Origin of the sequence: Pseudomonas sp. PDM20 (genome assembly GCF_014852575.3) — a bacterium.
Lineage (GTDB): Bacteria > Pseudomonadota > Gammaproteobacteria > Pseudomonadales > Pseudomonadaceae > Pseudomonas.
Genome location: NZ_CM181224.1, coordinates 157,308 through 182,473 on the forward strand (window position 1 = coordinate 157,308; position 25,166 = coordinate 182,473).

19 protein-coding genes and 1 pseudogene are annotated in these 25,166 nt (G+C 66.2%); 6 read left to right on the forward strand and 14 right to left on the reverse strand.

The features are described from left to right. Positions 1 to 247: 247 nt before the first annotated feature. From IB261_RS00760 to IB261_RS00800, 9 genes are all read right to left on the reverse strand, one after another. The gene (locus IB261_RS00760) at positions 248 to 2,272 is read right to left on the reverse strand and encodes a methyl-accepting chemotaxis protein (protein WP_151188930.1); all 2,025 of its coding nucleotides are present in this window, start codon (positions 2,270 to 2,272) and stop codon (positions 248 to 250) included. Between the two features lie 21 nt (positions 2,273 to 2,293). Continuing rightward, complete coding sequence (locus IB261_RS00765; protein ID WP_138213334.1) at positions 2,294 to 2,779, reverse strand: chemotaxis protein CheW; 486 nt, start codon at positions 2,777 to 2,779, stop codon at positions 2,294 to 2,296. Next, positions 2,766 to 4,667: a chemotaxis protein CheA gene (locus IB261_RS00770; protein WP_192383432.1), complete on the reverse strand. Its 1,902-nt coding sequence runs from the start codon at positions 4,665 to 4,667 to the stop codon at positions 2,766 to 2,768. Before IB261_RS00770 ends, IB261_RS00765 begins: the two co-directional genes overlap by 14 nt. A gap of 11 nt (positions 4,668 to 4,678) precedes the next feature. After that, positions 4,679 to 5,044, reverse strand: coding sequence for a response regulator (locus IB261_RS00775; RefSeq protein WP_081518855.1), 366 nt, complete (start codon positions 5,042 to 5,044; stop codon positions 4,679 to 4,681). Between the two features lie 170 nt (positions 5,045 to 5,214). Further along, positions 5,215 to 6,687 carry a methyl-accepting chemotaxis protein gene (locus IB261_RS00780; protein WP_427871339.1) on the reverse strand — a complete coding sequence of 491 codons (1,473 nt, stop codon included), beginning with the start codon at positions 6,685 to 6,687 and terminating at the stop codon, positions 5,215 to 5,217. 117 nt (positions 6,688 to 6,804) lie between these two features. Further along, entirely contained in the window at positions 6,805 to 8,163 is a 1,359-nt protein-coding gene (locus IB261_RS00785) for an 8-oxoguanine deaminase (protein ID WP_081518853.1), read from the reverse strand. A gap of 152 nt (positions 8,164 to 8,315) precedes the next feature. Further along, entirely contained in the window at positions 8,316 to 8,999 is a 684-nt protein-coding gene (locus IB261_RS00790) for an SDR family oxidoreductase (RefSeq protein WP_192383430.1), read from the reverse strand. Positions 9,000 to 9,244: 245 nt separating this feature from the next. Next, positions 9,245 to 10,552 (reverse strand): MFS transporter, encoded by a 1,308-nt coding sequence (locus tag IB261_RS00795; protein WP_081518851.1) that lies wholly within the window; start codon positions 10,550 to 10,552, stop codon positions 9,245 to 9,247. 290 nt (positions 10,553 to 10,842) lie between these two features. Further along, positions 10,843 to 11,640, reverse strand: a complete 798-nt coding sequence (locus IB261_RS00800) for an AraC family transcriptional regulator (RefSeq protein ID WP_151188934.1) — start codon at positions 11,638 to 11,640, stop codon at positions 10,843 to 10,845. Between the two features lie 571 nt (positions 11,641 to 12,211). Here IB261_RS00800 and IB261_RS00805 point away from each other — a divergent pair. The 4 genes from IB261_RS00805 (at position 12,212) to IB261_RS00820 (ending at position 15,146) form a co-directional block, all read left to right on the forward strand. Beyond that, positions 12,212 to 13,048, forward strand: coding sequence for an outer membrane protein OmpK (locus IB261_RS00805; protein WP_151188935.1), 837 nt, complete (start codon positions 12,212 to 12,214; stop codon positions 13,046 to 13,048). A 192-nt stretch (positions 13,049 to 13,240) separates the two neighbouring features. Then, the gene (locus IB261_RS00810; RefSeq protein WP_139791592.1) at positions 13,241 to 13,729 is read left to right on the forward strand and encodes a hypothetical protein; all 489 of its coding nucleotides are present in this window, start codon (positions 13,241 to 13,243) and stop codon (positions 13,727 to 13,729) included. A 161-nt stretch (positions 13,730 to 13,890) separates the two neighbouring features. Beyond that, positions 13,891 to 14,559 carry a TetR/AcrR family transcriptional regulator gene (locus IB261_RS00815; protein WP_151188937.1) on the forward strand — a complete coding sequence of 223 codons (669 nt, stop codon included), beginning with the start codon at positions 13,891 to 13,893 and terminating at the stop codon, positions 14,557 to 14,559. Further along, complete coding sequence (locus IB261_RS00820) at positions 14,556 to 15,146, forward strand: IMPACT family protein (RefSeq protein ID WP_192383429.1); 591 nt, start codon at positions 14,556 to 14,558, stop codon at positions 15,144 to 15,146. The genes IB261_RS00815 and IB261_RS00820 overlap by 4 nt, the downstream gene beginning before the upstream one ends. A 472-nt stretch (positions 15,147 to 15,618) precedes the next feature. On the opposite strand, the gene IB261_RS00825 is transcribed toward IB261_RS00820, so the two are convergent. The 5 genes and pseudogenes from IB261_RS00825 to xdhA all read right to left on the reverse strand — a co-directional run bounded on the left by IB261_RS00825 (position 15,619) and on the right by xdhA (position 22,268). Then, positions 15,619 to 16,356, reverse strand: coding sequence for a methyl-accepting chemotaxis protein (locus IB261_RS00825; protein ID WP_412548196.1), 738 nt, complete (start codon positions 16,354 to 16,356; stop codon positions 15,619 to 15,621). A 177-nt stretch (positions 16,357 to 16,533) separates the two neighbouring features. Continuing rightward, a pseudogene (locus IB261_RS00830) lies at positions 16,534 to 17,547 on the reverse strand (cache domain-containing protein); the annotation flags it as partial. 107 nt (positions 17,548 to 17,654) lie between these two features. Then, positions 17,655 to 18,515: a xanthine dehydrogenase accessory protein XdhC gene (xdhC, locus tag IB261_RS00835; protein WP_192383428.1), complete on the reverse strand. Its 861-nt coding sequence runs from the start codon at positions 18,513 to 18,515 to the stop codon at positions 17,655 to 17,657. Further along, positions 18,512 to 20,851 carry a xanthine dehydrogenase molybdopterin binding subunit gene (gene xdhB, locus IB261_RS00840; protein ID WP_192383427.1) on the reverse strand — a complete coding sequence of 780 codons (2,340 nt, stop codon included), beginning with the start codon at positions 20,849 to 20,851 and terminating at the stop codon, positions 18,512 to 18,514. The genes xdhC and xdhB overlap by 4 nt, the downstream gene beginning before the upstream one ends. Further along, positions 20,844 to 22,268, reverse strand: coding sequence for a xanthine dehydrogenase small subunit (gene xdhA, locus IB261_RS00845; protein ID WP_192383426.1), 1,425 nt, complete (start codon positions 22,266 to 22,268; stop codon positions 20,844 to 20,846). The genes xdhB and xdhA overlap by 8 nt, the downstream gene beginning before the upstream one ends. Positions 22,269 to 22,734: 466 nt before the next feature. Between xdhA and ahpC the strand changes: the two genes are divergently transcribed. Together ahpC and ahpF are read left to right on the forward strand one after the other, a co-directional pair. After that, on the forward strand, positions 22,735 to 23,298 hold the full coding sequence (gene ahpC, locus IB261_RS00850; protein WP_081518843.1) for an alkyl hydroperoxide reductase subunit C: 564 nt from the start codon (positions 22,735 to 22,737) through the stop codon (positions 23,296 to 23,298). 197 nt (positions 23,299 to 23,495) lie between these two features. Next, on the forward strand, positions 23,496 to 25,061 hold the full coding sequence (gene ahpF, locus IB261_RS00855) for an alkyl hydroperoxide reductase subunit F (RefSeq protein WP_081518842.1): 1,566 nt from the start codon (positions 23,496 to 23,498) through the stop codon (positions 25,059 to 25,061). The last annotated feature ends 105 nt before the right edge of the window (positions 25,062 to 25,166 follow it).

Consider the following 25,166-nt stretch of genomic DNA (forward strand, 5'->3'; position numbering starts at 1 on the left):
GGATCACTGCGTAGGATGGGTGGAGCGCAGCGATACCCATGCTGCTGCGGTGGGATGCGTTGATGGGTATCGCTGCGCTCCACGCCATCCTACGTAGGCGTCAGGTTGGCCGGTCGGTGCAGGGGTTCGGCTCGGGCAGATTGAGGCGAGCGGAATGGGGCGCATATCCGTGACCATCCCTGGTCCGCGCGCGGCAACCGGCCCTCCCATTGCTCCGGCCGTCGCCATCCCTTTCAGCCCCGCCCGATCAGAACTCTTCCCAGTCGTCCTCTTTACCCTTGGCGCGCACCGCCTTGGCCACGCCGCGGGCGGCGCGAGAGGTGTGCGCGGCCGGCTCGGTGCGGGCCGGGCGGGCGGAGGCCAGCGGCACCACGGTGGCGGCGATGGATTCGAGCTTGAACACCCCGACCTGCTGGTTGAGCATGCCGGCCTGCTCCTGCAGGGCCTCGGCCGAGGCGGCGGCTTCTTCCACCAGCGCGGCGTTCTGCTGGGTCATCTCGTCCATCTGCGACACGGCGCCGTTCACTTCCTCGATGCCGCTGCTCTGCTCGGCGCTGGCGGCGGCGATCTCGGCCATGATGTCGGTGACGCGCTTGATCGCCACCACGATGTCACTCATGGTCTGGCCGGCCTGGGCGACCAGGGTGTTGCCGCTCTCGACCTTGTCCACCGAGTCGTTGATCAGCGTCTTGATCTCCTTGGCGGCGGCGGCGGAGCGCTGCGCCAGGGTGCGCACTTCACCGGCCACCACCGCGAAGCCGCGGCCCTGCTCGCCGGCGCGCGCCGCTTCCACCGCGGCGTTGAGCGCGAGGATGTTGGTCTGGAAGGCGATGCCGTCGATCACCCCGATGATGTCGGCGATCTTGCGTGCCGAGTCGTTGATGGCCGACATGGTGCCCACCACCTTCTGCACCACGCTGCCGCCTTCGGTGGCGACTTCGGACGCATTCACCGCCAGCGAGTTGGCCTGGCGGGCGTTCTCGGCGTTGAGCTTCACGGTGCTGGTCAGCTCTTCCATGCTCGATGCGGTTTCTTCCAGGCTGGAGGCCTGCTGCTCGGTGCGGGTGGAGAGCTCGGCGTTGCCGCTGGCGATCTCGCTGGCGGCGGTGTGGATGGTGTCGGCCGCTTCGCGAATCTGCCCGAGCATGCGCGACAGGCTCTGTGCGGTCTCGTTGGCGTAGTCCTTGAGCTCGCCGAAGGTGCCCTGGTAGTCGGCGTCGATGCGCTGGGTCAGGTCGCCCTGGGCCAGTGCGCCGAGCACACGGGTGACGTCGCGCAGGCCCTTGTCGGCGGTGTCCACCAGGTTGTTCAGGCCGGTGGCGATCTTCAGGAAGAAGCCTTCCTTGTTCGAGGCCTCGATGCGCTTGGTGAAGTCACCGGCGACGGCGGCGTCCACCAGTTGCGAGACTTCCTGCTCGGCGCGGAATTCCTCGGTGCGGTCGGTCCACTGCACGGCCGAACCCAGGCGCTCGCCGGCGTCGTTGAACACCGGCACCACGTCCAGGGCGAAACGCCGGCCGCCCAGGTTCAGCTCGGCCTTATGCCGCGCGGTCAGGTGCGCGAGCATGCCGCGCTGGTGCGCCGGGTTCTTGTGGAACATGTCGATGTTGGCGCCCATCAGGCGGCTGGCGTTGAAGTTCGGCAGCTGCTTGCGGATGTCGGCTTCGGCGTTGCCGAGCATCTCGGTCACCGTGCGGTTCATGTAGATGATCTCGAGGTCGTTGTTGGCGATCATCACGTTGGCCGAGACGTTATCCAGCGCGCTCTTGATCCGCGCGTTGTACTCGGCGGCATCGGCGCTGGCCTTGAGGCTGTCGCGCACGCCGTCGATGGCTTCGGTGATGATGGCCTTCTTGCCCGGCAGGCGGTCCATGTCCACCGAGTAGTCGCCCTTGCCGTAGGCGGTGACGGTGGCGACGACGCGCATCTTCACCGCGATGTGCGCGGCGACCAGGTCGTTGATGCCCTTGGCGATGCGCGCCGGGCGGCCGGCGAACTTGTCCACCGGGATCACCTCGTCGATCCAGCCCAGCTCGTGCTGGCGGGTCATTTCCACCAGGCCGGCTTCCAGGGCTTCCACCTGGGCCTGCTCGGTGCGCTGCTCACGCAGGGTGCGCTGGATGCTGCGCAGCCCGTCGTAGAGGCGCTCATAGCCGGCGGCCGGGGCTTCGCCGATGGCGACGTCGAGGTTGCCGTCCACCAGGCTGTGGAGGAGGGCGGTGATGCGGTCGGCGCGTTGCTGCGCCACGGCGTGTGCGTTGAACAGACCCATGTTGATTATCCTCGGTCGCGATCAGGCGGCGGTTTCGTCGACCAGCGCCATTTCACGGCTGGTCATGAGTTTTTCGATGTCCACCAGGATGAGCATCCGCTCACCGGCGGTGGCCAGGCCCAGCAGGTACTCGGTGTCGAAGCTGGCGGCGAATTCGGGGCGCGGCTTGATCTCCTCGCCGGCCAGGGCAATCACGTCGGAGACCGAGTCCACCACCGCGCCGACGATGCGCCGGCCGACGTTGAGGATGATCACCACGGTGAACTGGTCGTAGCTGATGTCGGCCAGGTTGAACTTGATGCGCAGGTCGACGATGGGAACGATGGCCCCGCGCAGGTTGATCACGCCCTTGATGAAGGCGGGGGCGTTGGCGATCGCCGTGACCTGGTCGTAACCACGGATCTCCTGCACGCGCAGGATGTCGATGGCGTATTCCTCGCGGCCCAGGGTGAAGGTCAGGTACTCCTGCACCGGGCTGCTCGCCGCGTGGGCTTCAGCTGCGCTCATGGGTGGATTCTCCTTGTGCTGCCAGACGCGGCAGGGCATCGACATCGAGGATCAGGGCGACGCTGCCGTCGCCCATGATGGTGGCGCCGGCGATCCCGTCGATCCGGCGGAAGTTCTGTTCCAGGCTCTTGATCACCACCTGCTGCTGGCCGACCAGTTCGTCCACCTGCAGGGCGAAGCTCTTGCCCTCGGATTCGAGGATCACCACGATCCCCTGCTCCGGCGGCACGGGCGCGGCGCCGATGCGCAGCAGCTGGTTGAGGGAGAACAGCGGCAGGTATTCGCCGCGCACGCGGATCACCGTCGATTCCTCGCCGGCCAGGCCACGCACGTCGTCGGCGCGGGCCTGCAGCGACTCGACGATGTAGGTCAGCGGCACCACGTAGTTGACCTTCTCCACGGCGACGATCAGGCCGTCGAGGATGGCCAGGGTCAGTGGCAGGCGGATGCTCATGCGCGTGCCCATGCCGGGTGCGGAATCGATGTCGATCCGCCCGCCCATGGCCTGGATGTTGCGCCGCACCACGTCCATGCCCACGCCCCGGCCGGACAGCTCGGTGACCGCTTCGGCGGTGGAGAAGCCGGGCATGAAGATCAGTTGCCAGACGTCCGCGTCGGTCATCCCATCGTGCACGGCCAAGCCCTTTTCGCGGGCCTTGGCGAGGATGCGCTCGCGGGACAGGCCACGGCCGTCATCGGAGATTTCCACCACCACGCTGCCGCCCTGGTGGCTGGCGGCGAGCTTCACCGAGCCCTGGGCCGGCTTGCCGGCGGCCAGGCGTTCGGCGGGCGTCTCGATGCCGTGGTCGATGCTGTTGCGGACGATGTGGGTGAGCGGGTCGCTGAGCTTTTCGATGACGCTCTTGTCCAGCTCGGTGTGCTCGCCCTGGAGGATCAGTTCGACCTGCTTGCCCAGCCGCGCCGAGGTGTCGTGCACCAGGCGCGGGAAGCGGCTGAAGATGAAGCTGATCGGCAGCATGCGGATCGACATCACCGATTCCTGCAGGTCGCGGGTGTTGTGTTCCAGCTGTGCCAGGGCCTGCTGCAGACGCTCGAAGTGGGTGGGGTCGAGATCCTCGCTGAGCTGGCTGAGCATGGCCTGGGTGATCACCAGCTCGCCCACCAGGTTGATCAGGCTGTCGATCTTTTCGACGCTGACGCGGATGGAACTGGATTCGCTGTCGGCGCGGGCGGTCGGCTTGGCGACGGCGGCGGGTGCGGGCTTGGGTTGCTCGCTTGGCGCTGTAACCAGTGCGGCGGCCGTGGGGGCGCCGGGTGCCTTGTCGAAGATGCCGTAGGGCTCGACGGGTTTGACGTCCGGCGCGCCGGGGGCGTCGTCGAAGAAGCCGAAGTCGTCGTCGCCGCTGGTGCTGGTTTCGCTGGCGTCGGGAGTACCGGGCGCGTCGTCGAAGAAGCCAAAGGCGTCGTCATCGCTGGCGCTGGTTTCAGCCGCTGCCGGGGCGCTTTCGAACAGGTCGTCGTCGACCGCTGCTGCGACCGGCTCCGCGAGCCAGGCGCGCAGGCGCTCCACGGTGGAGGTTACTGGCACGTCCGGATCGGGCACCTGGCTGCGGTGCGCATCGAGCAGGCGCTGCAGCACGTCGCGGGCTTCGAGGAACACGCCGATCATGTCCACGTGCAGGGCGGTCTGCCCGCAGCGGATGCGGTCGAGCAGGGTTTCCAGCTCGTGGGTCACGGCGGTCAGGTCGTCGAAACCGAACATGCCGCTGGAGCCCTTGATCGAGTGGGCTGCGCGGAAAATGCCATTGAGCGTCTCGGCGTCCGGCTGATCGAGGTCGAGCCCGATCAGCAGGAGTTCGAGGGTCGCCAGGTGTTCGTCGGTTTCCTCGAAGAACACCTGGAGGAACTGCTCCATTCCAGTGGCCATCGGTGATACCCCTAGGGCAGGACCTTGCGGGTGACTTCCAGCAGCTTCGGCGGGTCGAACGGCTTGACCAGCCAGCCGGTGGCGCCGGCGCTCTTGCCCTGCTGCTTCATGGCGTCGCTGGACTCGGTGGTCAGCATCAGGATCGGCGTGCCGCGGTAGCCGGCCATCTCGCGCAGGCTGCGGATCAGCGTCAGGCCGTCCATGTTCGGCATGTTCTGGTCGGTGAAGACCAGGTTGTAGGTCTTGCGCTGGGCCTTGCCCAGGCCGTCCTTGCCGTCCACGGCCTCGTCCACCTCGTAGCCGGCGGACTTGAGCGTGAAGCTCAGCATCTGCCGGATGGAGGCCGAGTCATCGACGATCAGAATCTGCTTTCCCATTGCGTTGCTTCTCCTCGGGTTGCAATGCGTTTGCCTGTCGCCAGGCGCACAGGTGCTCGCGCCATCCCGGCGCGTGGAAATGGTGTGGTGGGCTCAGCCGATCAGAGCGAGATTCGCCAAGTATTCGAAGACGGACTGCAGCATGTCGGGGCTCCTGCCTTGCCTTCAGTTCAGAACAGTTCCACCTCGCCAGCGCTAAGGCTGGTCTGGGCGACCGGGTTGCTCAGGGGGCGGGCGAGTTCGGCAGTTTCGCCGCGCAGGCGTTCGCTCCATTCGCTGGGCTGGCGGCCATCCAGCGCGCCCAGGCCGACGGCGAGGGCGCCAAGGCGGGCGCTGTGCTTGCCGATCTGGCCGAGCAGCTGGCTGCTCATGTCCTGGAACTGCAGGGCGGTGACCGCGGCGTTGACGCCGTCGCCCACTTCCAGGGAGATGCGGTCCAGCTCCTGCACCACCTTCACGGTGTGCTGGTTCATCGCGTCGAGGTCGTCGAGCATGTGCTGGATCTTTTGCCGCGAATCCAGGGCGAAAGTCATGTCCTTGTCAGCCAGCTGGCTGATCGCGCCTTCGGCGTCCTTGATCTCGCGGTAGACCACGTCGACGTGCTCACGGATGGCCTGGGAGAAGTGCGTGGAGCGCGTCGACAGCGCGCGCACCTCGTCGGCCACCACGGCGAATCCACGGCCGCTCTCGCCGGCGCGGGCGGCCTCGATGGCGGCATTGAGGGCCAGCAGGTTGGTCTGCTTGGCGATGGCGTCCATGTCCTGGGTGGACTGCAGGATCTCGGCGATCTTGTGGGTCACGCGGTCCATGCGCTCTACCAGTTGCTGCGAGGTGCGGCTGGTCTCCAGGGTGGCTTCGACGAACAGCCCGAGGGTTTCCTGGGTGGCGTGGATGAAGCGCTGGAAGTCGATGTCGCCGTCCAGGTGGCCGCGCCCGTCGTAGCGCTCGATCAGCGAGTGGGACAGGCCGCGCTGGGTGTCGATGCGCTCGGCGAGGGCGTGGAAGCTGTCGGTGAGCTGGCGGATGGCCTGGTGCAGGAGGTTATCGATCTGGTGGGTGTGGCCGTTGAGCGAGGCCAGGTGGCCTTCCACGGCGTCCTGCAGCGGGCGCCAGTGCGGCAGCTCATCGGTCTGCAGGGTGGTGGCCTGGGCCTCGATGGCGGCCTTGCTGGCGCCGCCCGGCAGGCTGCACAGCACCAGGCTGGAGAGCCAGCCCACCGTCAGCATCCACCAGAACGGCACGCCGACCGCGCAGAGCACGGCCACGACCGCCCACGGCAGGGTCTGGATGATGAGGCGCCGCGGCCAGTCCTGGCCGACTTCTTGAACCGCCTGGGGGTTCAACTGTGAATCGCGCATTGAAGTGCACTCCATTGCCGGGCGCCGGTAACCGGGCCAAACGGCTGCTGACAACGTCTTGAGCAGGAATTCGGCCCAGCGATTTAAAACTAGAGGGCGGCTCGGTGATGTCAAATTGACGGCATTTTCCTGCCAACCAACAGTGAGCCTTGATTTAGACGGGTTTTTGCTGGAATGACTGTTCGTCATGACTGCCTGGCGGGCGACGGGCGGTAGGGCGCAGGCCTTGTGTGACGCGGGTTGTAGCGATTTTTCGATGGCAAAACGTGCCCGCCGGAATGGCATCCGGAGCCACGCTTTGGTGCGGGGGAGGAAGGGGGCGTAGGAGCGGACTCCGTCCGCGATAGGTCCGCATCGCGCCGGATGCCGATCGCGGACGAAGTCCGCTCCTACGCAGGTTGGTTAGAGCGTACCGAGCAGCTTGCGCGCCGCCTGGGTGTGGTCGGCGATCAGGCGCTTGAGGTCGAGGCCTTCGACTTCACCGTCGATGACCCGCCAGGTGCCGCCGATCATGATCCGGTCGGCCTTGTCGGCGCCGCACAGCAGCAGGGCGGAGAGGGGGTCATGGCTGCCGGAGAAGCGCAGTTCGTCGAGCTTGAACAGCGCCAGGTCCGCCTGCTTGCCCACGGCCAGCTCGCCGATGTCGCTGCGGCCGATCAGCTTGGCCGAACCGCGGGTGGCCCAGCCCAGCGCGCGTTCCGGGGTGATCTGCTCGGCGCCGTAGCGCAGGCGCTGGATGTACAGGGCCTGGCGGGCTTCGAGGATCATGTTGGAGGCGTCGTTGGAGGCCGAGCCGTCCACGCCGATGCCCACCGGCGCGCCAGCGGCTTCCAGCGCCACGGTCGGGCAGATGCCCGAGGCCAGGCGCATGTTCGAGCTGGGGCAATGGCAGACCCCGGTGCCGGCTTCGCCGAGGCGGCGGATTTCCTCGTCGTTGAAGTGGATGCCGTGGGCCAGCCAGGTGCGCGGGCCGAGCCAGCCGACGCTGTCCAGGTAGTCCACGGTGCGTTGGCCGAAGCGCTGCAGGCAGAAGTCTTCCTCGTCGAGGGTTTCGGCGAGGTGGGTGTGCAGGCGCACGTCCTCGCGCTCGGCCAGCTCGGCGCTGGCGCGCATGATTTCCGGGGTGACCGAGAACGGCGAGCAGGGCGCCAGGGCGATCTGCACCTGCGCGCCTTCGCCGCGCTGGTGGTATTCGCGGATCAGGCGCTGGCTGTCTTCGAGGATGTCCTCGGCGCTCTGCACGGTCTGCTGCGGCGGCAGGCCGCCGTCGGCTTCGCCCAGGCTCATCGAGCCACGGGTGAGCATGGCGCGCATGCCCAGTTCCTGGACCACGCCAGCCTGCACGTCGATGGCCTGCTCGAGGCCGTCGGGGAACAGGTAGTGATGGTCGGCGGCGGTGGTGCAGCCCGACAGCAGCAGTTCGGCCAGCGCCACCTTGGTGGCCACGCCGAGCTGCTCGGGGGTCAGGCGCGCCCACACCGGGTAGAGGGTCTTCAGCCAGGGGAACAGCGGCTGGTTCACCACCGGCGCCCAGGCGCGGGTGAGGGTCTGGTAGAAGTGGTGGTGGGTGTTGATCAGGCCGGGCGTCAGCACGTGCTGGCTGGCGTCGAAGGTCTGTTGGCAGGGAGCCGAGGGCTGCTGGCCGGCAGCGACCAGTTCGACGATGCGACCGTCCTGGACGACGATGCCGCCACGGGCGTCGAGGTCATTGGCGGTGAAGATGGCCAGCGGGTTGCGCAGCCAGAGACGCGGGGAAGACATGGGTGAGTTCTCCAAACGGACGGAGCCGTTCGTATCGAGCCGGCTCCATGGGGTCATGGGAAGCCAGCTCAGTGTTCACCCTGTCTGCTGATCCAGGTCCGTTGACCCGAGAGTCAGACGTGGGCGCATGGTAACGCCCACGGGGCTGGCCGTCACCAGTCGATCGTCGTTCCCTGGTAGTCCAGGTAGAACTGCCCGCCTCGTCCGGCGTGGCCTTCGACCTGATCGGCGAGGCCCTTCACGCTGGTCTGCACGTCCAGAGGCGCGGACTCGCCGCCCATGTCGGTGCGCACCCAGCCCGGATGCAGGTTGAGCACGGTGATACCGGTTTCGCCCAGTTCGGCGACGAAGCTGCGGGTCAGCGAGTTGAGCGCCGCCTTGCTCGCGCGGTACAGCGCCATGCCGCCGGATTCGTTGCCGGCGACGCTGCCCAGCTCGGACGTCATGAAGGCCAGTACGCCGTTGTCGGCATTCAGTCGCGGCAGCAGGCGCTCGGCCAGGCGCAGCGGGGCGATGGCGTTGACCATGAACAACTGGCCGACGTCGGCGAGGCTGGCGTCGATGCTCGACTGGTGCGGCGGGCCGTAGATGCCGGCGTTGATGTAGACGAGGTCGAAGCGCGAGCCGGCCAGGGCTTCGGCGAGGCGGTCCTGGGAGTGGATGTCGTCCAGCAGCAGGGCTTCCACCCGCACGGGCAGGTTCGCCAGTTCGCCAGGATGGACGACATCGCGCACGGTGGCGGTGACGTCCCAGCCACGCTCCAGGAGTTCGCGCACCAGGCCCAGGCCGAGGCCGCGCGAGGCGCCGATGATCAGGGCGGATTTCGGGGTGGTCATGGCAGGCTCCAGCAAGTGAAGGGAACGCTGAAGGATAACCCACAGGCGGACTCTGCTCTTGCAGGACCGAGGGGGACGCCCAGTTCTTGCTCGCGAACCCGACCGGAATCCGGAGCAGGAGCGTTCGCGAGCAAGCTCGCTCCTACTAAAAGCGAAAAGCAGAAACGACAAGGTCCGGCATGCGCCGGGCCTTGTGGATAAAAAGCCCCGGAGAGTGTGCGCCGGGGCCTGGGCAAAGAGCCCAATCAGTCGGTGGTGATCTTCGAGTGCTTCTGGGTGTCCTTCATGGTCACGTAGACCAGCAGCGAGCAGGCGATGCACGCGGTGACGTACCAGTAGAAGCCGCTCTCCATGCCGATGCTCTTGAACCACAGCGCCACGTACTCGGCGGTGCCGCCGAAGATGGATACGGTCAGCGCGTACGGCAGACCCACGCCCAGGGCGCGGATTTCGGTGGGGAACAGCTCGGCCTTCACCACGGCGTTGATCGAGGTGTAGCCGCTGACGATGACCAGCGCGGCCATGATCAGGAAGAACGCGCCCCACCAGGTGTCGATGGTGTGCAGGGTGCTGAGGATCGGGTAGGTGAAAATGGTGCCCAGTACGCCGAAGGCGATCAGGATCGGGCGACGACCGATCTTGTCCGACAGGGCGCCGACGATGGGCTGCAGCAGCATGAACAGGAACAGGGTGGCCGCCGAGATCATGGTGGAGTCGTTCTTGCTCATCCCCACCGTGTTCACCAGGTACTTCTGCATGTAGGTGGTGTAGGTGTAGAAGGCCAGGGTGCCGCCCATGGTCAGGCCGACCACGGTCAGGACTTCCTTGGGATGGCGCATCAGCGAGCGCATCAGGCTTTCCTTGGGCTCTTCCTTCTTGGTGGTGAAGGACTCGGTCTCTTCCATGCCGCGACGCAGGAACATGGCGACGACCGCGCACAGCGCGCCGATGAAGAACGGCACACGCCAGCCCCAGCTTTCCAGCTGCTCGGTGGTCAGGGTCTGCTGCAGCACGATCAGCACTGCCAGGGCGATGAGCTGGCCGGAGATCAGGGTCACGTACTGGAAGCTGGAGAAGAAGCCGCGCTGCTCCTTGTTGGCCATCTCGCTCAGGTAGGTAGCGGAGGTGCCATATTCGCCGCCGACCGACAGGCCCTGCAGCAGGCGCGCGAGCACCAGCAGGATGGGGGCGCCGACGCCGATGGTTTCATAGCTGGGGGTCAGGGCGATGATCAGCGAGCCGAAGCACATCAGCAGGACCGAGGCCAGCAGCGCCGCCTTGCGGCCCTTGCGGTCGGCGTAGATACCCATCAGCCAGCCGCCGATCGGGCGCATCAGGAAGCCCACGGCGAAGATCGCGGCGGTGTTCAGCAGCTGGGCGGTCATGTCGCCCTGGGGGAAGAACGCCTTGGCGAAGTACAGCGAGAAGGCGGCATAGACGTACCAGTCGTACCACTCGACCAGGTTGCCGACCGAACCACTGAAGATCGACTTGATGCGCTGGGAAGTCGTGCGGGGTGCGGCAGAAGCGGAGACGGCGCTTGCGCTATCCATGGGTATTCCTCTTGTCGTTGTTGTCGTCAGGCGTGCGGACTACTCGAAACGTCACGCCGGCGCGCCGCGAGGGCGGCGCAGTGTCGAGGGCGATAGCAGGCAGCGTGCCAAGGCGCGAAAACCGCGCGGCACAAGGGTTTCAGCTGATTTTAAAGTATGGGGGCAGGCGAAGCGGCGCCTATCAGGGCGGGCACTGAGCGGAAATCCGCCGACGCACAAGCGGTGCCGCGGCGTGGGCTCGGTGCGCAATTCAGCCAATCGCGGACGGAGTCGGTATCCGCCGGCACGGTCTACCGCTGGCGGAACAGATCCCCCGGCGTGAAGCCGAACAACCCCTTGAACGACGCGATATATGCCGAGGTCGAGTCATACCCGCAATCCAGCGCCGCCGCCGTCACGCTATCGCCGGCCTCGAGCGAGCCGAGGGAGGCGAGCAGGCGCTGGCGCTGGCGCCACAGGCGGAAGGTCATCCCGGTTTCGCGCTGGAACAGCCGCGACAGGGTCTTCTCCGAGGTGCCGATGCGCTGCGCCCAGTCGCCCAGGGTGTGGCTGTCGGTGGGGTGGTCGATCAGTGTCTGGCACAACTGCAGCAGCCGGGCCTCCTGTGGCATCGGCAGGGAGAAGGCGACTTCCGGCAGGTCGCGCAGCTGGTCCAGCAGCACTTCCACCAGCCGTGATTCGGCGCTGTCGCCCTGTGGATAATCCACCGGCAGCTCGCAGAAGCTCTTGATCAGCTCGCGCGCCAGCGGCGTCACCTCCAGCACCCGGCAGCGGTCCGGCGCCCATCTACAGGCGTCGTCGCGGATGTACAGGCTGCGCATTTCCGCCTGGGTCGAGGTCACCACTTCATGGTCGAGGAAGGCCGGAATCCAGATCGCCCGCTGCGGCGGCGCGAAGAAGCTGCCTTCGGCCGTGTGTACACCCAGCACTCCGGTGATGGCGTAGGACAACTGCACCCAGGCGTGATGGTGCCTGCTGGTCCAGGAACCCGCGCGCAAACGCTCGGCGCGCGCATAGACCGGCCGCGGCAGGCGGTCGAGCACCGGGATCAGGCGTTGCAGTTCGGGAGCTTGTCCTTTCATCGGCATAACTTGGGAAAATATCGCTGGAGAATCGAAGTCTGGCAGGCCGCCCCGTCCACCTCAAGCCGGATCAGAGCCGTTGCCGACGTGAACGGCGGCGTTCGAACCCTGAAGGAAGCATCCCACAGCTCGACCGCCGGGCGGCCCGAGTCACTCTGACAGGTGTGGAGAAGGCCCTTGTCTGGCATTATCCGCGCCCGGAAAAACGCGTGGTGTGTTCCGACGGCTGTTGTGTAGATTTCCTACAAGATAGTTGTATACACAATTTGTGTTGATTCGTTTCAACACAGGGTTCTCATGTATCCAATCTTCTGGTCGGCGATCGCCATTGCAGTGCTTCCTGTTGGGGCCGATGCCCTCCAAACAGGCGAAGTTGTCCTGTGAGTCAGGAAATGGCCCGTCCCGTGCACCTGCGTCTTCCCTGCCAAAGGAGCGGACCTTAAGGGGTTCGTCATAAAAGTGGAACATCTGGTCAGGATTGGCGCCAATCTTGCTTTTCCTCGCCAGGCCTGACCGACCGGACAGGTTCCACCGACAATTAAAAACGCAACACGACTGCACTGATTAGGAGCAACGCATGACTCGCACTCTCGCATCCCTGCTGCTCGCCGGCGGGCTGCTCGCGGCCGGGCAGGCCATGGCTGGCGGTGAAGACCTGACCCCGGCGCCGGCTTCCAATGACGGCCCGCTGATCTGGCACAACGAAAGCCTGACCTACCTGTGGGGCAAGAACTTCAAGGTAGACCCGCCGATCCAGCAGACCTTCACCTTCGAGAGCGCGAGCGCCTGGACCTGGGGCGACATCTGGTTCTTCGTCGACCAGATCAACTACAACGGCAAGGAAAGCGCCACCAACGGCAAGAACACCTACTACGGTGAGTTCAGCCCGCGCCTGTCGTTCGGCAAGATCACCGGCACCGACCTGTCCTTCGGTCCGGTCAAGGACGTGCTGCTGGCAACCACCTACGAGTTCGGCGAAGGCGATGTCGAGTCGTACCTGGTCGGTCCGGGCTTCGACCTGGCGCTGCCGGGCTTCGATTACTTCCAGCTGAACTTCTACTACCGCAAGCCCGACGGCAACCGCGTGCCGTCCGGCGCCTGGCAGATTACCCCGGCCTGGGCCATTACCTTCCCGGTGGGCAACTCCGACATCCTGTTCGACGGCTTCATGGACTGGGTCGTGAACAACAAGGACGCCAGCTCCAGCCACCGCAACCAGTCGGACTACCACGCCAACCTGCACTTCAACCCGCAGCTGAAGTACGACCTGGGCAAGTCCCTGGGCTACGAAGCCAAGCATCTGTACGTGGGTATCGAGTACGACTACTGGTCCGACAAGTACGGCATCAAGGATTCGCAGTACTTCACCACCGACCAGAACACCGTCAGCGCGCTGGTCAAGTACCACTTCTGATGTTCCCCTCCGACCCCGCCGCCTGGCGGGGTCGGTCTTTTCGAATGTCTTGCGGCATTTTCATTCGCCAGCTGCAAAATCCTGGATTCTTTCGGAATTTGCCTACGCTCCATCCGGCGCGCTGCCCATTGGTTGAGTGCTCGCCAACCTCTAGCTTTGCATCTCTTTTGCTTCACCTAGGAGATGTGAGCCATGAAGAAACTGTTGATCGCGGCCATCGCCGCGAGCCTGGGCACCCCCGTACTGGCGGCGCCCCTCGGGCACCCCAGCATTCCGCCGACCGAAGTCCACGACAAATCCCACGCAGGTGGCTTCTACCAGGATGTCATCACCCGTTCCCAGCCGGCACCCGTGAAAGAGGAGCCGAAAGAGGAACAGAAGGCCGTGGTCGCCACCAACGACTGCGCGCCGCTGTGGGGCGGCGCTACGAAGGACCAGAAGGACCAGGCGCAAGCCGCGAACGGAGCCGGGCAGGATGACAAGGACCGCGCCGGCGCAATCGTTCCGCTGCCGCCGACCTGCTCCGGCATGGGCCTGGCCACGCCGCTGTACGGCCAGCTGACCGTCGGTGAAGCCGTTGGCATCGGCGCCGCGGTCGTTGCGATTGGCGCCGCCATCGGCAACCACGGTGGCGGTGGCGGTCACCACAGCACTTCCGGCACCACCGGCACCACCAAGTGACGCCATGCCCCCGGCCCACCCACGGGGGCTGCCGTGACGGGGGCGGGAGCCGGGTCGCCTGGCGATTCCGGTTCCTGCCCTTTTTCACAGCTCGTGCTTGAATCCCGCCACCCGCCTGGGTTATCCATGCAGCGCCCCCGCTCAATGCACGGACATCCCGCATGACCCTCCAGGTACCCGCCCACACTGCGCCCAACGGCGAAAAGCCCGCCGGCCGCATTCGCCAGAAGAACGAGGAAGCCATCCTCGCCGCCGCCGAGGAGGAGTTCGCCCGCCACGGCTTCAAGGGCACCAGCATGAACACCATCGCCCAGCGCGTCGGCCTGCCCAAGGCCAACCTGCACTACTACTTCAGCAACAAGCTGGGGCTGTACGTGGCGGTGCTGAGCAACATCCTCGAACTGTGGGACAGCACCTTCAACCACCTCACCGTGGACGATGACCCGGCCGTCGCGCTGGCCACCTACATCCGCGCCAAGATGGAATTCTCCCGCCGTTACCCACAGGCCTCGCGGGTATTCGCCATGGAGATCATCAGCGGCGGCGAATGCCTCTCCGAGCACTTCAGCCAGGACTACCGCACCTGGTTTGCCGGCCGTGCCGCGGTGTTCCAGGCCTGGATCGACGCCGGCAGGATGGACGCCGTGGACCCGGTTAACCTGATCTTCCTGATCTGGAGCAGCACTCAGCACTACGCCGACTTCGCCACCCAGATCGGCTTCGTCACCGGCCGCAAGCGCTTGTCCAGGCAGGACTTCAGCGATGCCAGCGACAACCTCATCCGCATCATCCTCAAGGGTTGCGGGCTGACGCCGCCGGCCTCGGCATGAGTTTCACCCTCGCCGGCCCCGCGGTTTACCAGGAAGACATCCGCAAGAGCCGCTTCCACTGTGTCGCCGCTCCCATCGCCAGCGAGGCAGAGGCCCAGGCCTTCCTTGCCGCCCATCGCGACCCCAGCGCCGGGCACAACTGCTGGGCCTGGAAGCTGGGCAACCAGTACCGCTTCAGCGACGACGGCGAGCCCGGCGGCACCGCTGGCCGGCCCATGCTGGTCGCCATCGAGGGGCAGGACATGGACCGCGTGGTGGTCGTGGTCAGTCGCTGGTTCGGTGGCATCAAGCTCGGCACCGGCGGCCTGGCTCGCGCCTATGGCGGCTGCGCGGCGAAGTGCCTGCAGGACGCCGAACGCATCGAACTGGTGCCCAGCCGCCGCCTGGCATTCGACTGCAGCTTCGCCGAGCACGCGCTGTTCAAGGCGCGAGTGCTGGCGCTCGGCGCCAGCGTCGAAGACGAAGGCTTTGGCGCCGAAGGCGTGCGCATCACGCTGAACCTGCCGACTACCCAGGTCGAGCCGCTGCAGAAGCTGCTGGGCGACCTCAGCCGTGGGCGCGTCCAGGCGCAGTTGCTGGACACCTGATTCTTCTCCCCAAACACCGTGGAACCGCCTGTGGATAACCTGTGGCAGGCCTGCTCCTGCCCGCGTAGTCCGCAGCCTTCAGCGCTTCGCTCATTTTCTGATCAATCGCCCCGGAGCCTGTTGAGCAAAATATGAACAAGCTGTGGAAAAGATGTGGGTGAAATTCCCCCGGAACGTCGTCAATCACCGCTTCTGACCGTTCGGTGAGTTATTCATCGGATTGATGCAGGGCTCGTGGGGCCTGGGCTTGGGCTTTTCGCAGGTTGAGCGGATAGCGTCCCGGAGGTTGGGGGCAAATCTCTGGACAATCTGTGGGCAACTTGTGGGCAAGGTGTCTCGCCGGCGAGACACCTCGTGCGCTGATCGGTCGTCATCACCCGCCAGCCATAGCGAAAAGCCTGCCGCTTCGCTTGGAAAATCTGTGGGTAACTCTGGGGAAAAGGCGCCGGCACGAGGCCGGCGCCAGAGCCGTTCAAAGGCGGAACTGCGCCATCTGCCGTGCCAGGTCATCGGCCAGGTTGCGCAGCTCGCGGCACTGTTCTCGGCCGTGCTGCACTTCACGGGTAGTGGCGTGGGCGAGGTCGGCGATGCCCTGCACGTTGCGGTTGATCTCCTCGGTCACCGCCGACTGCTCTTCGGTGGCCGTGGCGACCTGGTGGTTGATGTCGCTGATGCGCTCCACCTGGTCGGCGATGGCGCCCAGCGAGGCGCCGGCCTGTTCGCTGGCGGCCAGGCTCTGCCCGGTGGTCTGCTGGCTGGACTGCATCGAGCGGACCGCGGCCTCCGCGCCGCCCTTCAGGCGCTGGATGATCGTGAGGATCTCGTCGGTCGAGCCCTGGGTGCGGCTGGCCAGTGTGCGTACCTCATCGGCCACCACGGCGAAGCCACGGCCCAGTTCGCCGGCGCGCGCGGCCTCGATGGCGGCATTGAGGGCGAGCAGGTTAGTCTGCTCGGACACGCCACGGATCACCGCCAGCACCTGGTCGATGCTTGCCACCTGGCCGGCCAGTTCGCCCACGGCACCGGCCGCTTCGCCGATCTCCCCGGACATGCGCTGGCCGACCTGCAGCGAGCCGCCGACCACGCGCCGTGCTTCGCCGGCTTCCTCGCGCGCCTGCTGCGAGGCGCTGGCGGCCTGCTCGGCGTTACGGGCGATTTCCTGCACGGTGCTGCCCATTTCGTTCACCGCCGTGGCGACCATGTCGGTCATTTCCTGCTGGCGACCGGCGCGGTCGGCGGTGTTGTCCACCACCTGTGCCACTTCGCCGACGGTGCGCAGCAGTTGCTGGCTGGTGCCGAGCACGGCGCTGATCAGCGCGCGCTGGCCCTCGAGGAAGCGATTGAAGCCACGGGCCAGGTCGCCCAGTTCATCGGCACGGCTGTCGTCCAGGCGGCGGGTGAGATCACCACCGCCACCGCCGATCTCCAGCAACGCGCGGGTGACCTGGCGGATCGGCCGGGCCAGGCTGCGCGCCATCAGCACCACCAGCGCCAGGCAGAGCAGGGCGACCACGGCGCCGGCGAGGCCGGAGAAGGCCAGCGCCTCGCGGGCGTCGGCGTAGATTTCCGCTTCCGGCACTTCGCTCACCAGGGTCCAGCCCAGGTCATGCAGCGGCAGGCTGGCGGCCAGGTAGTCCTCGCCGTCGCGCTCGAAGCGGGCGCTGTGGAAGCCCTGCTGGCCGAGCAGCGCGCTTGCGGCGCTGGCACCGATCAGGTCGCTGAGATTACGCCCCTTGGGCAGCGAGGCATCGGGATGGATCTGCACCTGGCCGTCGTTCTTCACCAGGTACACGCGTCCTGACCGGCCGAAGCGGAAATCGCGGATCAGCGTCGACAGCTCGCGCATCTCCAGGCCCAGCCCGGCGATGCCCAGCAGCTTGCCGTCGCGCTCCACGCGCTGATCGATGAACAGCGCCAGTTCGCCGGTGCTGCCATCGGTGTCGATGTTCCACATGCGCGGCTTGCCGCTGTCGATGAACTGGAAGTACCAGCTGTCCTTCGGCTCGCTGCGGCTGAGCGTGCGCTCCTTGCCCTTGTCGCTGTAATAGGCGCCGCTGGCGTTGGAGGTGATCAGCGCAGAGAAGGCCTTCTGGGAGGCGCGGATGCCACCCAGGTAGCGGGTGAAGTCGGCCAGTTTCTCCGGGCTTTCGCCGGCGGCCAGCCAGTCCTGCACCAGGGTGTTGTCGGCGATGCCGGCCGCTGCGGTGATGGGGCCGGTGAGGCGTTTCTCGAAGTCGTTGGCAATCGCCTGGATGCTCGCCGGCAATGCCTGTTCGAGCAGGTAGCGCTCGCTCAGGCGGTTGACCAGCACGGCATACAGGCCGAGGACGATGAGCAGGCTGATGAGCAGGGCGGCGCCCATGCTGAGGATGAGCTGGGTCTGGATACTTCGCAGGCGCATGTTCTTGTTTTCCTCCGAACGCACAACGAAACGCCCGCCAGTGGCGGGCGAAGAGACGGGGTCGTTGAATGTATCGGCGGAGGCGGGAAAAACTGTTGTCCCGTTGGTCAGGTTTTTGCGTTTTCCGGCAAATCGCTGCACGAACCTTCGCTGCAGAGCGCGGCCCACTCCACGCCTTCGCGCATCTGCCGGGCGGGGGCGTCCTGGTGATAGCGGGCGATGACCTGGGCGGCCACCGAGATGGCCACTTCCAGCGGGCGCTTGCCGGGGACTTCGGAGAGACCGATGGGGCAATGCATCTGCGCGATCACCTCCTGTGGATAACCATGCTGTTCCAGCCTCATCTGGAAGCGCCGGGCCTTGGTGCGTGAGCCGATCATGCCGAGGAAGCCCGCGTCGCCGCGCTTGAGCACCGCCTCGGCGATGGCGTAGTCCAGCGGATGGTTGTGGGTCATGACCAGGAAGTAGCTGCCCGGCGGCGCTTCATGCACGGCATCTTCCGGCTCCTCCAGCAGGCGCATGCGCACGCCCTCGGGAACGGTCTGGGGAAACTCCGCCGCCCGGCTGTCCACCCACTCCAGGCGCAGCGGCAGCCCCGCCAGCAGCGGCGCCAGCGCACGGCCCACGTGGCCGGCGCCGAACAGCACCACCTGCGGTCCGCGCGCGGCAAAGCATTCGAACAGCAGGCTGGCGCGCCCGCCGCAGCATTGGCCAAGGCGCGCGCCGAGGGGGAAGTGCTCCAGCGCCTGGCTGTCCTTGCCGGCCAGCAGCAGCTGGCGCGCGTGCTCGATGGCGGCGAACTCCAGATGGCCGCCACCGATGGTGTCGAAGGCTTCCCCGGCAGTGACCAGCATCTTGCTGCCGGACTCGCGGGGCGTGGAGCCCTGCACGCCGATCACGGTGATCAGCACGTAGGGTTCGGCGCTGTCGCGCAGGCGGGCGATGGCTTCCATCCAGTGGCGGGTCATGCTGGGTTCTCCTGGCGCATCGCCTCACAGGCCCAGAGTACCCGCTCCGGCGTCGCCGGCGTATCCAGATCGGGGCTCAGGCGGTAATCCGCGAGGCTGGCGATGGCGTCGCGCAGGGCCGACCACACCGAGATCGCCAGCATGAACGGTGGCTCACCCACGGCCTTGGACAGGTACACGCTGTCTTCCTCGTTGGGACGCTCGAACAGTGCCACGCGGAAGTCTTCCGGAGCGTCGCTCACGGCCGGGATCTTGTAGGTCGCCGGCCCCACGGTGAGCAGCTTGCCGGTGTCGTCCCAACGCAGCTCCTCAGTGGTCAGCCAGCCCATGCCCTGGACGAAGCCACCCTCGATCTGGCCGATGTCGATGGCCGGGTTCACGCTGCGGCCGACGTCGTGGAGGATGTCCACCCGAGGCACACGGTACTCGCCGGTCAGCGTGTCCACTTCCACCTCGGACACCGCCGCGCCATAGGCGAAGTAGAAGAACGGGTGGCCCTGGCCCTTCTCGCGGTCGTAGAAGATCTTTGGCGTGCGGTAGAAACCGGTGGCGGAGAGCTGGACGCGCGCGAAGTAGGCCGCCTGGATGACCTCGGTGAAGCCCAGGTGCTGCGCCCCGACGGTCACTCCGCCGTGCTCGAAACGTATCTCCTGCGGCTTCACCCCATCGCGTTCGGCGAGGAAGTCGATCAGGCGCTTCTTCAGCGTGCGGGCGGCATCGCGGGCGGCCATGCCGTTCAGGTCGGTGCCGCTGGAGGCGGCGGTGGGCGAGGTGTTGGGCACCTTGTCGGTGCGCGTGGCGGTGATCACCACACGCTCCAGCGGCACCTGGAATTCCTCGGCGACGATCTGTGCGACCTTGGTGTTCAGGCCCTGGCCCATCTCGGTGCCGCCATGGTTCAGCTGGATGCTGCCGTCGGTGTAGAGGTGGACCAGCGCGCCCGCCTGGTTGAGGTGCTGCGCGGTGAAGGAAATACCGAACTTCACTGGCGTCAGCGCCAGGCCCTTTTTCAGTACCGGGCTCCGTGCATTGAACTCGTGGATCGCCGAGCGCCGCGCGGCGTAGTCGCTGCTCTGTTCCAGCCGCGCGATCAGTTCGCCCAGCAGGTTGTGCTCGACCTTCTGGTGGTAGGGCGTCAGCTCCCTGCCCATGCCGCCGTAAAGGTTGAGCTTGCGCACCTCCAGCGGGTCCTTGCCCACCGCGCGGGCGATGTCGTCCATGGCGCGCTCGATGATCATCATCCCCTGCGGCCCGCCGAAGCCGCGGAAGGCTGTGTGCGAGACGATGTTGGTGAAACTGCGGTAGCCGGAGATGGCGACGTCGGGGATGAAGTAGGCGTTGTCGGCGTGGAACATCGCGCGGTCGACGATGGCGTCGGAGAGGTCCGGCGAATGCCCGCAGTCGCCCACCAGGTCGAGTTGCGCGGCGAGCAGCCGGCCGCCGTCGTCGAAGCCGATGCGGTAGCGGTTGTGGAAGGGATGGCGCTTGCCGGTCAGGCGCATGTCCTCGGCGCGCGGCAGGCGCAGCTTGACCGCGCGGCCGGTCTTGTTCGCCAGCAGCGCGGCGAGGCAGGCGAAGGGCGCGGCCTGGGTTTCCTTACCGCCGAAGCCACCGCCCATGCGCCGTACTTCCACGGTGACCTTGGCCAGCGGGATGGCCAGCACTTCGGCCACCAGTTTCTGCACTTCGCTCGGGTGCTGGCTGGAGGTGTGCACCAGCATGCCGCCGTCGTCGCCGGGCAGCGCGAGCGAGGCCTGGCCTTCGAGGTAGAAATGCTCCTGGCCGCCGATGAACTGGCGGGCTTCCAGCACCTGAGGAGCGCGCTCCAGTGCTGCCTGCGCGTCGCCCCGGCGCATGTGGTGCGGCGGGCGCACGAAGCGTTCCTCGGCCTTGGCCTGCAGCGGGTCGATCAGCGGGTCTTCCTTCGCGTATTCGACTTTCGCCAGACGCACCGCGCGGCGTGCCTGGAGCAGGCTTTGCGCGGCAACGGCGAACAGCGCCTGGCCGTGGTATTTCACCCGCTCGCCCGCCAGCAGCGGGTCGCCGGGGAACACCGGGCCGATGTCGGTGTGGCCGGGTACGTCGTCCAGGGTCAGCACGGCCACCACGCCGGGCGCGCTGCGCACCGCGTCGAGGTCGAGGGAGAGCGCCGCGCCGCAGGCGATTTCACTCAGGCCGACGGCGGCGTGCAGCAGGTCGCGCGGCTCCTTCAGGTCGTCCACATAGCGCGCGGCGCCGCTCACGTGCAGCGTGGCGCTGTCGTGCTCGCGGGGCTTGCCCGCGCTGTGGATGGCGACTGCGATGCCGTTGCTGGCCAGCGGTGGCAGGCTACGCATGGCGCACCTCCGCAGGGCTTTGGGTCCATTCCAGTAGTGCGCGCTGCAACAGGTTCTGTGCCACCTTCAGCCGATAGGCGGCGCTGGCGCGCAGGTCGTCGATGGGCTGGAAATCCTGCGGGATCGCCGCTTGTGCGGTGGCCACGGCGGCGGCGTCGAAGGGCCTGCCGCGCAGGGCCGCTTCGGTCCTTGCGCCGCGCAAGGGGGTAGCCGCCATGCCGCCGCAGGCAAGGCGCGCGTCAGTTACGATGCCGGCATCGTCGAAGTCCAGGCGCAGGGCCAGGCAGACGGCGGAAATATCGTCGTCACGGCGCTTGGAAATCTTGTCGACGCGGAACCGCTGGTTGCCGCGCAGGCGCGGAATCAGCAGCGCTTCGATGTACTCGCCGGGTTGCAGGAGTGTCTGCCGGTAGCCGGTGAAGAAGCCATCGATGGCGACCTCACGCACGGTCCCCGCCTTGCGCAGGCGCAGCCGGGCATCCAGCGCCAGCAGCACCGGCGGCATGTCGCCGATGGGCGAGGCGTTGGCGATATTGCCGCCCAGCGTGCCGCGCTGGCGAATCTGCAGCGAGCCCAGGCGCTCCAGCAGGGGAGCGACGCCGGGGAATTCCCGCAGCGCTTCGAGGCAGTCGGCGTAGCTCCGCGCCGCGCCGATCAGCAGGTGCCCAGGATGGACTTCCAGGCGCTGCAGTTCGCTCACCCGGTCGAGGTGGATCAGCGCCGGGAAGGTCTTCAGGTTCTGCGTGGCTTCCAGCGCCAGGTCGGTGCCGCCGGCGATCAGTCGTGCCTGTGGGTGACGCTGCAGCAGGGTATCCAGCTCATCCAGCGAAGCGGGCAACCAGGCCCGCGCCTCGCCGTCATGCAGTGCGCCGGCTGTGGATATCTCCTCAAGACGGGCGACGGTGAGGGCGGTGTTCTGGGCGAAGCGGTCGTGGCAGGGCTGCCCGGCGATCTGCGCAGCGGCGTCGAGGATCGGCCGGTAGCCGGTGCAGCGGCACAGGTTGCCGGAGAGTGCGGTCAGTGCCGTTTCGCGGTCGTGCGGCGGCGGCGAGTGGCGCCAGGCGAACAGCGACATGACGATGCCCGGCGTGCAGAAGCCGCACTGCGAGCCGTGGCAGTCCACCATCGCCTGCTGTACCGGGTGCAGCGCGCCAGGCTCGCCGAGGTGCTCCACGGTCAGTACCTGACGGCCGTGAACCGAACCCAGCAGCGTGATGCAGGCGTTCACCGCACGGTAGCGCAGCGCTTCGCCTTCAGGCTCGGCGAGCACCACGGTGCAGGCGCCGCAGTCACCCGAGGCGCAGCCCTCCTTGGTGCCGGTGCGCGCGCGGTGGATGCGCAGGTAGTCGAGCAGGCTGGTCTCGGGCGCGAAGCCGTCGGCCTGGACCGTTTCGTCGCCGAGCAGGAACTGGATCATCGGGAGTCCTCGTCGTCATGCGTGCGGCAGCGCCGCTTCGCGAAGGCTGTCCGTAGACGTCGAGAGCCTCGTGGCGAAGGGCTCTCACGCACAAGCATAGGCTCGCGGGCAGGCTTGACCAGTGGGGCAGGAAAACCGCTTCGCTCGAAAAGCTTCGAAGCGCCGTACGTCGTGACTGGCGTTGTCCTCGCGGCGCTTTCGGGCGAAGGTGGGTTGACCATTGCATGGGGTAAACGCTGATAACGGCCGGGCCAGACGCTTTGCGTCACGAATCCGGGCGTAGGACGCTACGAATCGCCTGATAGGAAACTTCTTCCTTTTATAGTTCTCTCCATAGAGAGACTCAATTTTCGTGATGCCCTAAATCAATGGGCATTCATTGTCATCAGGCGATAATCTTGCCCCTGTCGAATTTCAACCGATCGACCACTCGATTAAACGACAACTCTCTACGAGGAATTGCCTAATGAATCTGATCAACACCGCCGTTCAACCGTTCAAGGTCAACGCTTTCCACAATGGCAAGTTCATCGAAGTCACCGAGCAGTCCCTGAAGGGCAAGTGGTCCGTTCTGATCTTCATGCCGGCAGCTTTCACCTTCAACTGCCCGACCGAGATCGAAGACGCTGCCAACAACTACGCCGCCTTCCGTGAAGCAGGTACCGAGGTCTACATCGTGACCACCGATACCCACTTCTCCCACAAGGTGTGGCACGAGACTTCCCCGGCCGTTGGCAAAGCCCAGTTCCCGCTGATCGGCGACCCGACCCACCAGCTGACCAACGCCTTCGGCGTACACATCCCGGAAGAAGGCCTGGCGCTGCGCGGCACCTTCGTAATCAACCCGGAAGGCATCATCAAGACCGTCGAAATCCACTCCAACGAGATCGCTCGTGACGTCGGCGAAACCCTGCGCAAGCTGAAAGCTGCCCAGTACACCGCCGCTCACCCGGGTGAAGTCTGCCCGGCCAAGTGGAAAGAAGGCGAGAAGACCCTGGCTCCGTCCCTGGACCTGGTCGGCAAGATCTAAGAACGATCGGGAAGCGGTTGCGCGGCGGCTCCCGCCACGCAACCACCGGGCGTCCGCCCACGAAAGCTTCCCGAGCCGTTTGGCAACACCCCGAGGATGCCTACCGGCATCCTCCCTACCCAAGCCAAAAGCGTGCGTAGGGTGGGCTGAAAAGCCCGCCGGGGAACCCTTTTGCTCAGATTCCGAGGATTTGAATCATGTTGGACGCCACGCTTAAAACCCAGTTGAAGGCCTACCTGGAAAAGGTCCAGCAGCCGTTCGAGATCGTCGCGTCCCTCGATGACAGCGACAAATCCCGCGAAATGAGCGAGCTGCTGCACGAAATCGTCGGCCTGACCGACAAGATCACCCTGCGTGAAGATGGCAGCGACGCTCGCAAGCCGTCCTTCTCGCTGAACCGCCCCGGGGCGAACATCGGCCTGGCTTTCGCCGGCATCCCCATGGGTCACGAATTCACCTCCCTGGTGCTGGCGCTGCTGCAGGTCGGCGGCCACCCATCCAAGCTCGAAGCCGAAGTGATCGAGCAGATCAAGGGCATCCAGGGTTCGTTCGTGTTCGAAACCTACTTCTCGCTGTCCTGCCAGAACTGCCCGGACGTGGTCCAGGCGCTGAACCTGATGGCCGTGCTCAACCCGAACATCCGCCACGTCGCCATCGACGGCGCGCTGTTCCAGGAAGAAGTCGAGCGCCGCCAGGTGATGGCTGTCCCGAGCATCTACCTCAACGGTGAAGTGTTCGGCCAGGGCCGCATGGGCGTGGAAGAAATCCTCGCCAAGATCGACACCGGCGCCGCTGCCCGCGAAGCCGAGAAGCTGTCGGCCAAGGAAGCGTTCGACGTACTGGTCGTCGGCGGTGGCCCGGCTGGCGCTGCGGCGGCCATCTATGCCGCTCGTAAAGGCATCCGTACCGGCGTCGCGGCCGAGCGTTTCGGCGGCCAGGTGCTGGACACCATGGCGATCGAGAACTTCATCTCGGTGACCGAGACCGAAGGCCCGAAACTGGCTCGTCAGCTGGAAGAACACGTCAAGCACTACGACGTCGACATCATGAACCTGCAGCGCGCCAGCGCGCTGATTCCGGCGAAGACTGCCGGCGGCCTGCACGAAGTGCAGTTCGAGGGCGGCGGCAGCCTGAAGGCCAAGTCACTGATCCTGGCCACCGGCGCCCGCTGGCGCGAAATGGGCGTGCCGGGCGAGAAGGAATACAAGGCCAAGGGCGTGTGCTTCTGCCCGCACTGCGACGGCCCGCTGTTCAAGGGCAAGCGCGTGGCGGTGATCGGCGGCGGCAACTCCGGCGTCGAAGCGGCCATCGACCTGGCCGGCATCGTGTCCCACGTGACCCTGCTGGAGTTCGACAGCAAGCTGCGCGCCGATGCCGTGCTGCAACGCAAGCTGTTCAGCCTGCCGAACGTTGACGTGATCACCAGCGCGCTGACCAGCGAAGTGAAAGGCGATGGCCAGAAGGTCACCGGCCTGGTCTACAAGGACCGCAACTCGGAAGAGTTCAAGTCCGTCGACCTGGAAGGCATCTTCGTGCAGATCGGCCTGCTGCCCAACAGCGAATGGCTCAAGGGCACCATCGAGCTGACCCCGCGTGGCGAGATCATCGTCGACGCTCGCGGTGAAACCTCGCTGCCGGGCATCTTCGCCGCCGGTGACGTGACCACCGTACCTTACAAGCAGATCGTGATCGCGGTCGGCGAAGGCGCCAAGGCGTCGCTCTCCGCCTTCGACCACCTGATCCGCTCCTCCGCGCCAGCCTGATGACCTCGCGCTAGAGAAAGAAACGCCCGGTTCACGCGAGTGAACCGGGCGTTTTCTTTTGGGACGGTCACAACCCCGGCGACAGTTTTCCCTGTAGGAGCGGGC

What these genes read in the sequence shown, in the direction of transcription:
- IB261_RS00760 (WP_151188930.1), bottom strand. Translation starts at nt 2,272, where the DNA reads ATGGGTCTGTTCAACGCACACGCCGTGGCGCAGCAACGCGCCGACCGC.
- IB261_RS00765 (WP_138213334.1), bottom strand. Translation starts at nt 2,779, where the DNA reads ATGAGCGCAGCTGAAGCCCACGCGGCGAGCAGCCCGGTGCAGGAGTAC.
- IB261_RS00770 (WP_192383432.1), bottom strand. Translation starts at nt 4,667, where the DNA reads ATGGCCACTGGAATGGAGCAGTTCCTCCAGGTGTTCTTCGAGGAAACC.
- IB261_RS00775 (WP_081518855.1), bottom strand. Translation starts at nt 5,044, where the DNA reads ATGGGAAAGCAGATTCTGATCGTCGATGACTCGGCCTCCATCCGGCAG.
- IB261_RS00780 (WP_427871339.1), bottom strand. Translation starts at nt 6,687, where the DNA reads ATGCCATTCCGGCGGGCACGTTTTGCCATCGAAAAATCGCTACAACCC.
- IB261_RS00785 (WP_081518853.1), bottom strand. Translation starts at nt 8,163, where the DNA reads ATGTCTTCCCCGCGTCTCTGGCTGCGCAACCCGCTGGCCATCTTCACC.
- IB261_RS00790 (WP_192383430.1), bottom strand. Translation starts at nt 8,999, where the DNA reads ATGACCACCCCGAAATCCGCCCTGATCATCGGCGCCTCGCGCGGCCTC.
- IB261_RS00795 (WP_081518851.1), bottom strand. Translation starts at nt 10,552, where the DNA reads ATGGATAGCGCAAGCGCCGTCTCCGCTTCTGCCGCACCCCGCACGACT.
- IB261_RS00800 (WP_151188934.1), bottom strand. Translation starts at nt 11,640, where the DNA reads ATGCCGATGAAAGGACAAGCTCCCGAACTGCAACGCCTGATCCCGGTG.
- IB261_RS00805 (WP_151188935.1), top strand. Translation starts at nt 12,212, where the DNA reads ATGACTCGCACTCTCGCATCCCTGCTGCTCGCCGGCGGGCTGCTCGCG.
- IB261_RS00810 (WP_139791592.1), top strand. Translation starts at nt 13,241, where the DNA reads ATGAAGAAACTGTTGATCGCGGCCATCGCCGCGAGCCTGGGCACCCCC.
- IB261_RS00815 (WP_151188937.1), top strand. Translation starts at nt 13,891, where the DNA reads ATGACCCTCCAGGTACCCGCCCACACTGCGCCCAACGGCGAAAAGCCC.
- IB261_RS00820 (WP_192383429.1), top strand. Translation starts at nt 14,556, where the DNA reads ATGAGTTTCACCCTCGCCGGCCCCGCGGTTTACCAGGAAGACATCCGC.
- IB261_RS00825 (WP_412548196.1), bottom strand. Translation starts at nt 16,356, where the DNA reads ATGACCGACATGGTCGCCACGGCGGTGAACGAAATGGGCAGCACCGTG.
- xdhC (WP_192383428.1), bottom strand. Translation starts at nt 18,515, where the DNA reads ATGACCCGCCACTGGATGGAAGCCATCGCCCGCCTGCGCGACAGCGCC.
- xdhB (WP_192383427.1), bottom strand. Translation starts at nt 20,851, where the DNA reads ATGCGTAGCCTGCCACCGCTGGCCAGCAACGGCATCGCAGTCGCCATC.
- xdhA (WP_192383426.1), bottom strand. Translation starts at nt 22,268, where the DNA reads ATGATCCAGTTCCTGCTCGGCGACGAAACGGTCCAGGCCGACGGCTTC.
- ahpC (WP_081518843.1), top strand. Translation starts at nt 22,735, where the DNA reads ATGAATCTGATCAACACCGCCGTTCAACCGTTCAAGGTCAACGCTTTC.
- ahpF (WP_081518842.1), top strand. Translation starts at nt 23,496, where the DNA reads ATGTTGGACGCCACGCTTAAAACCCAGTTGAAGGCCTACCTGGAAAAG.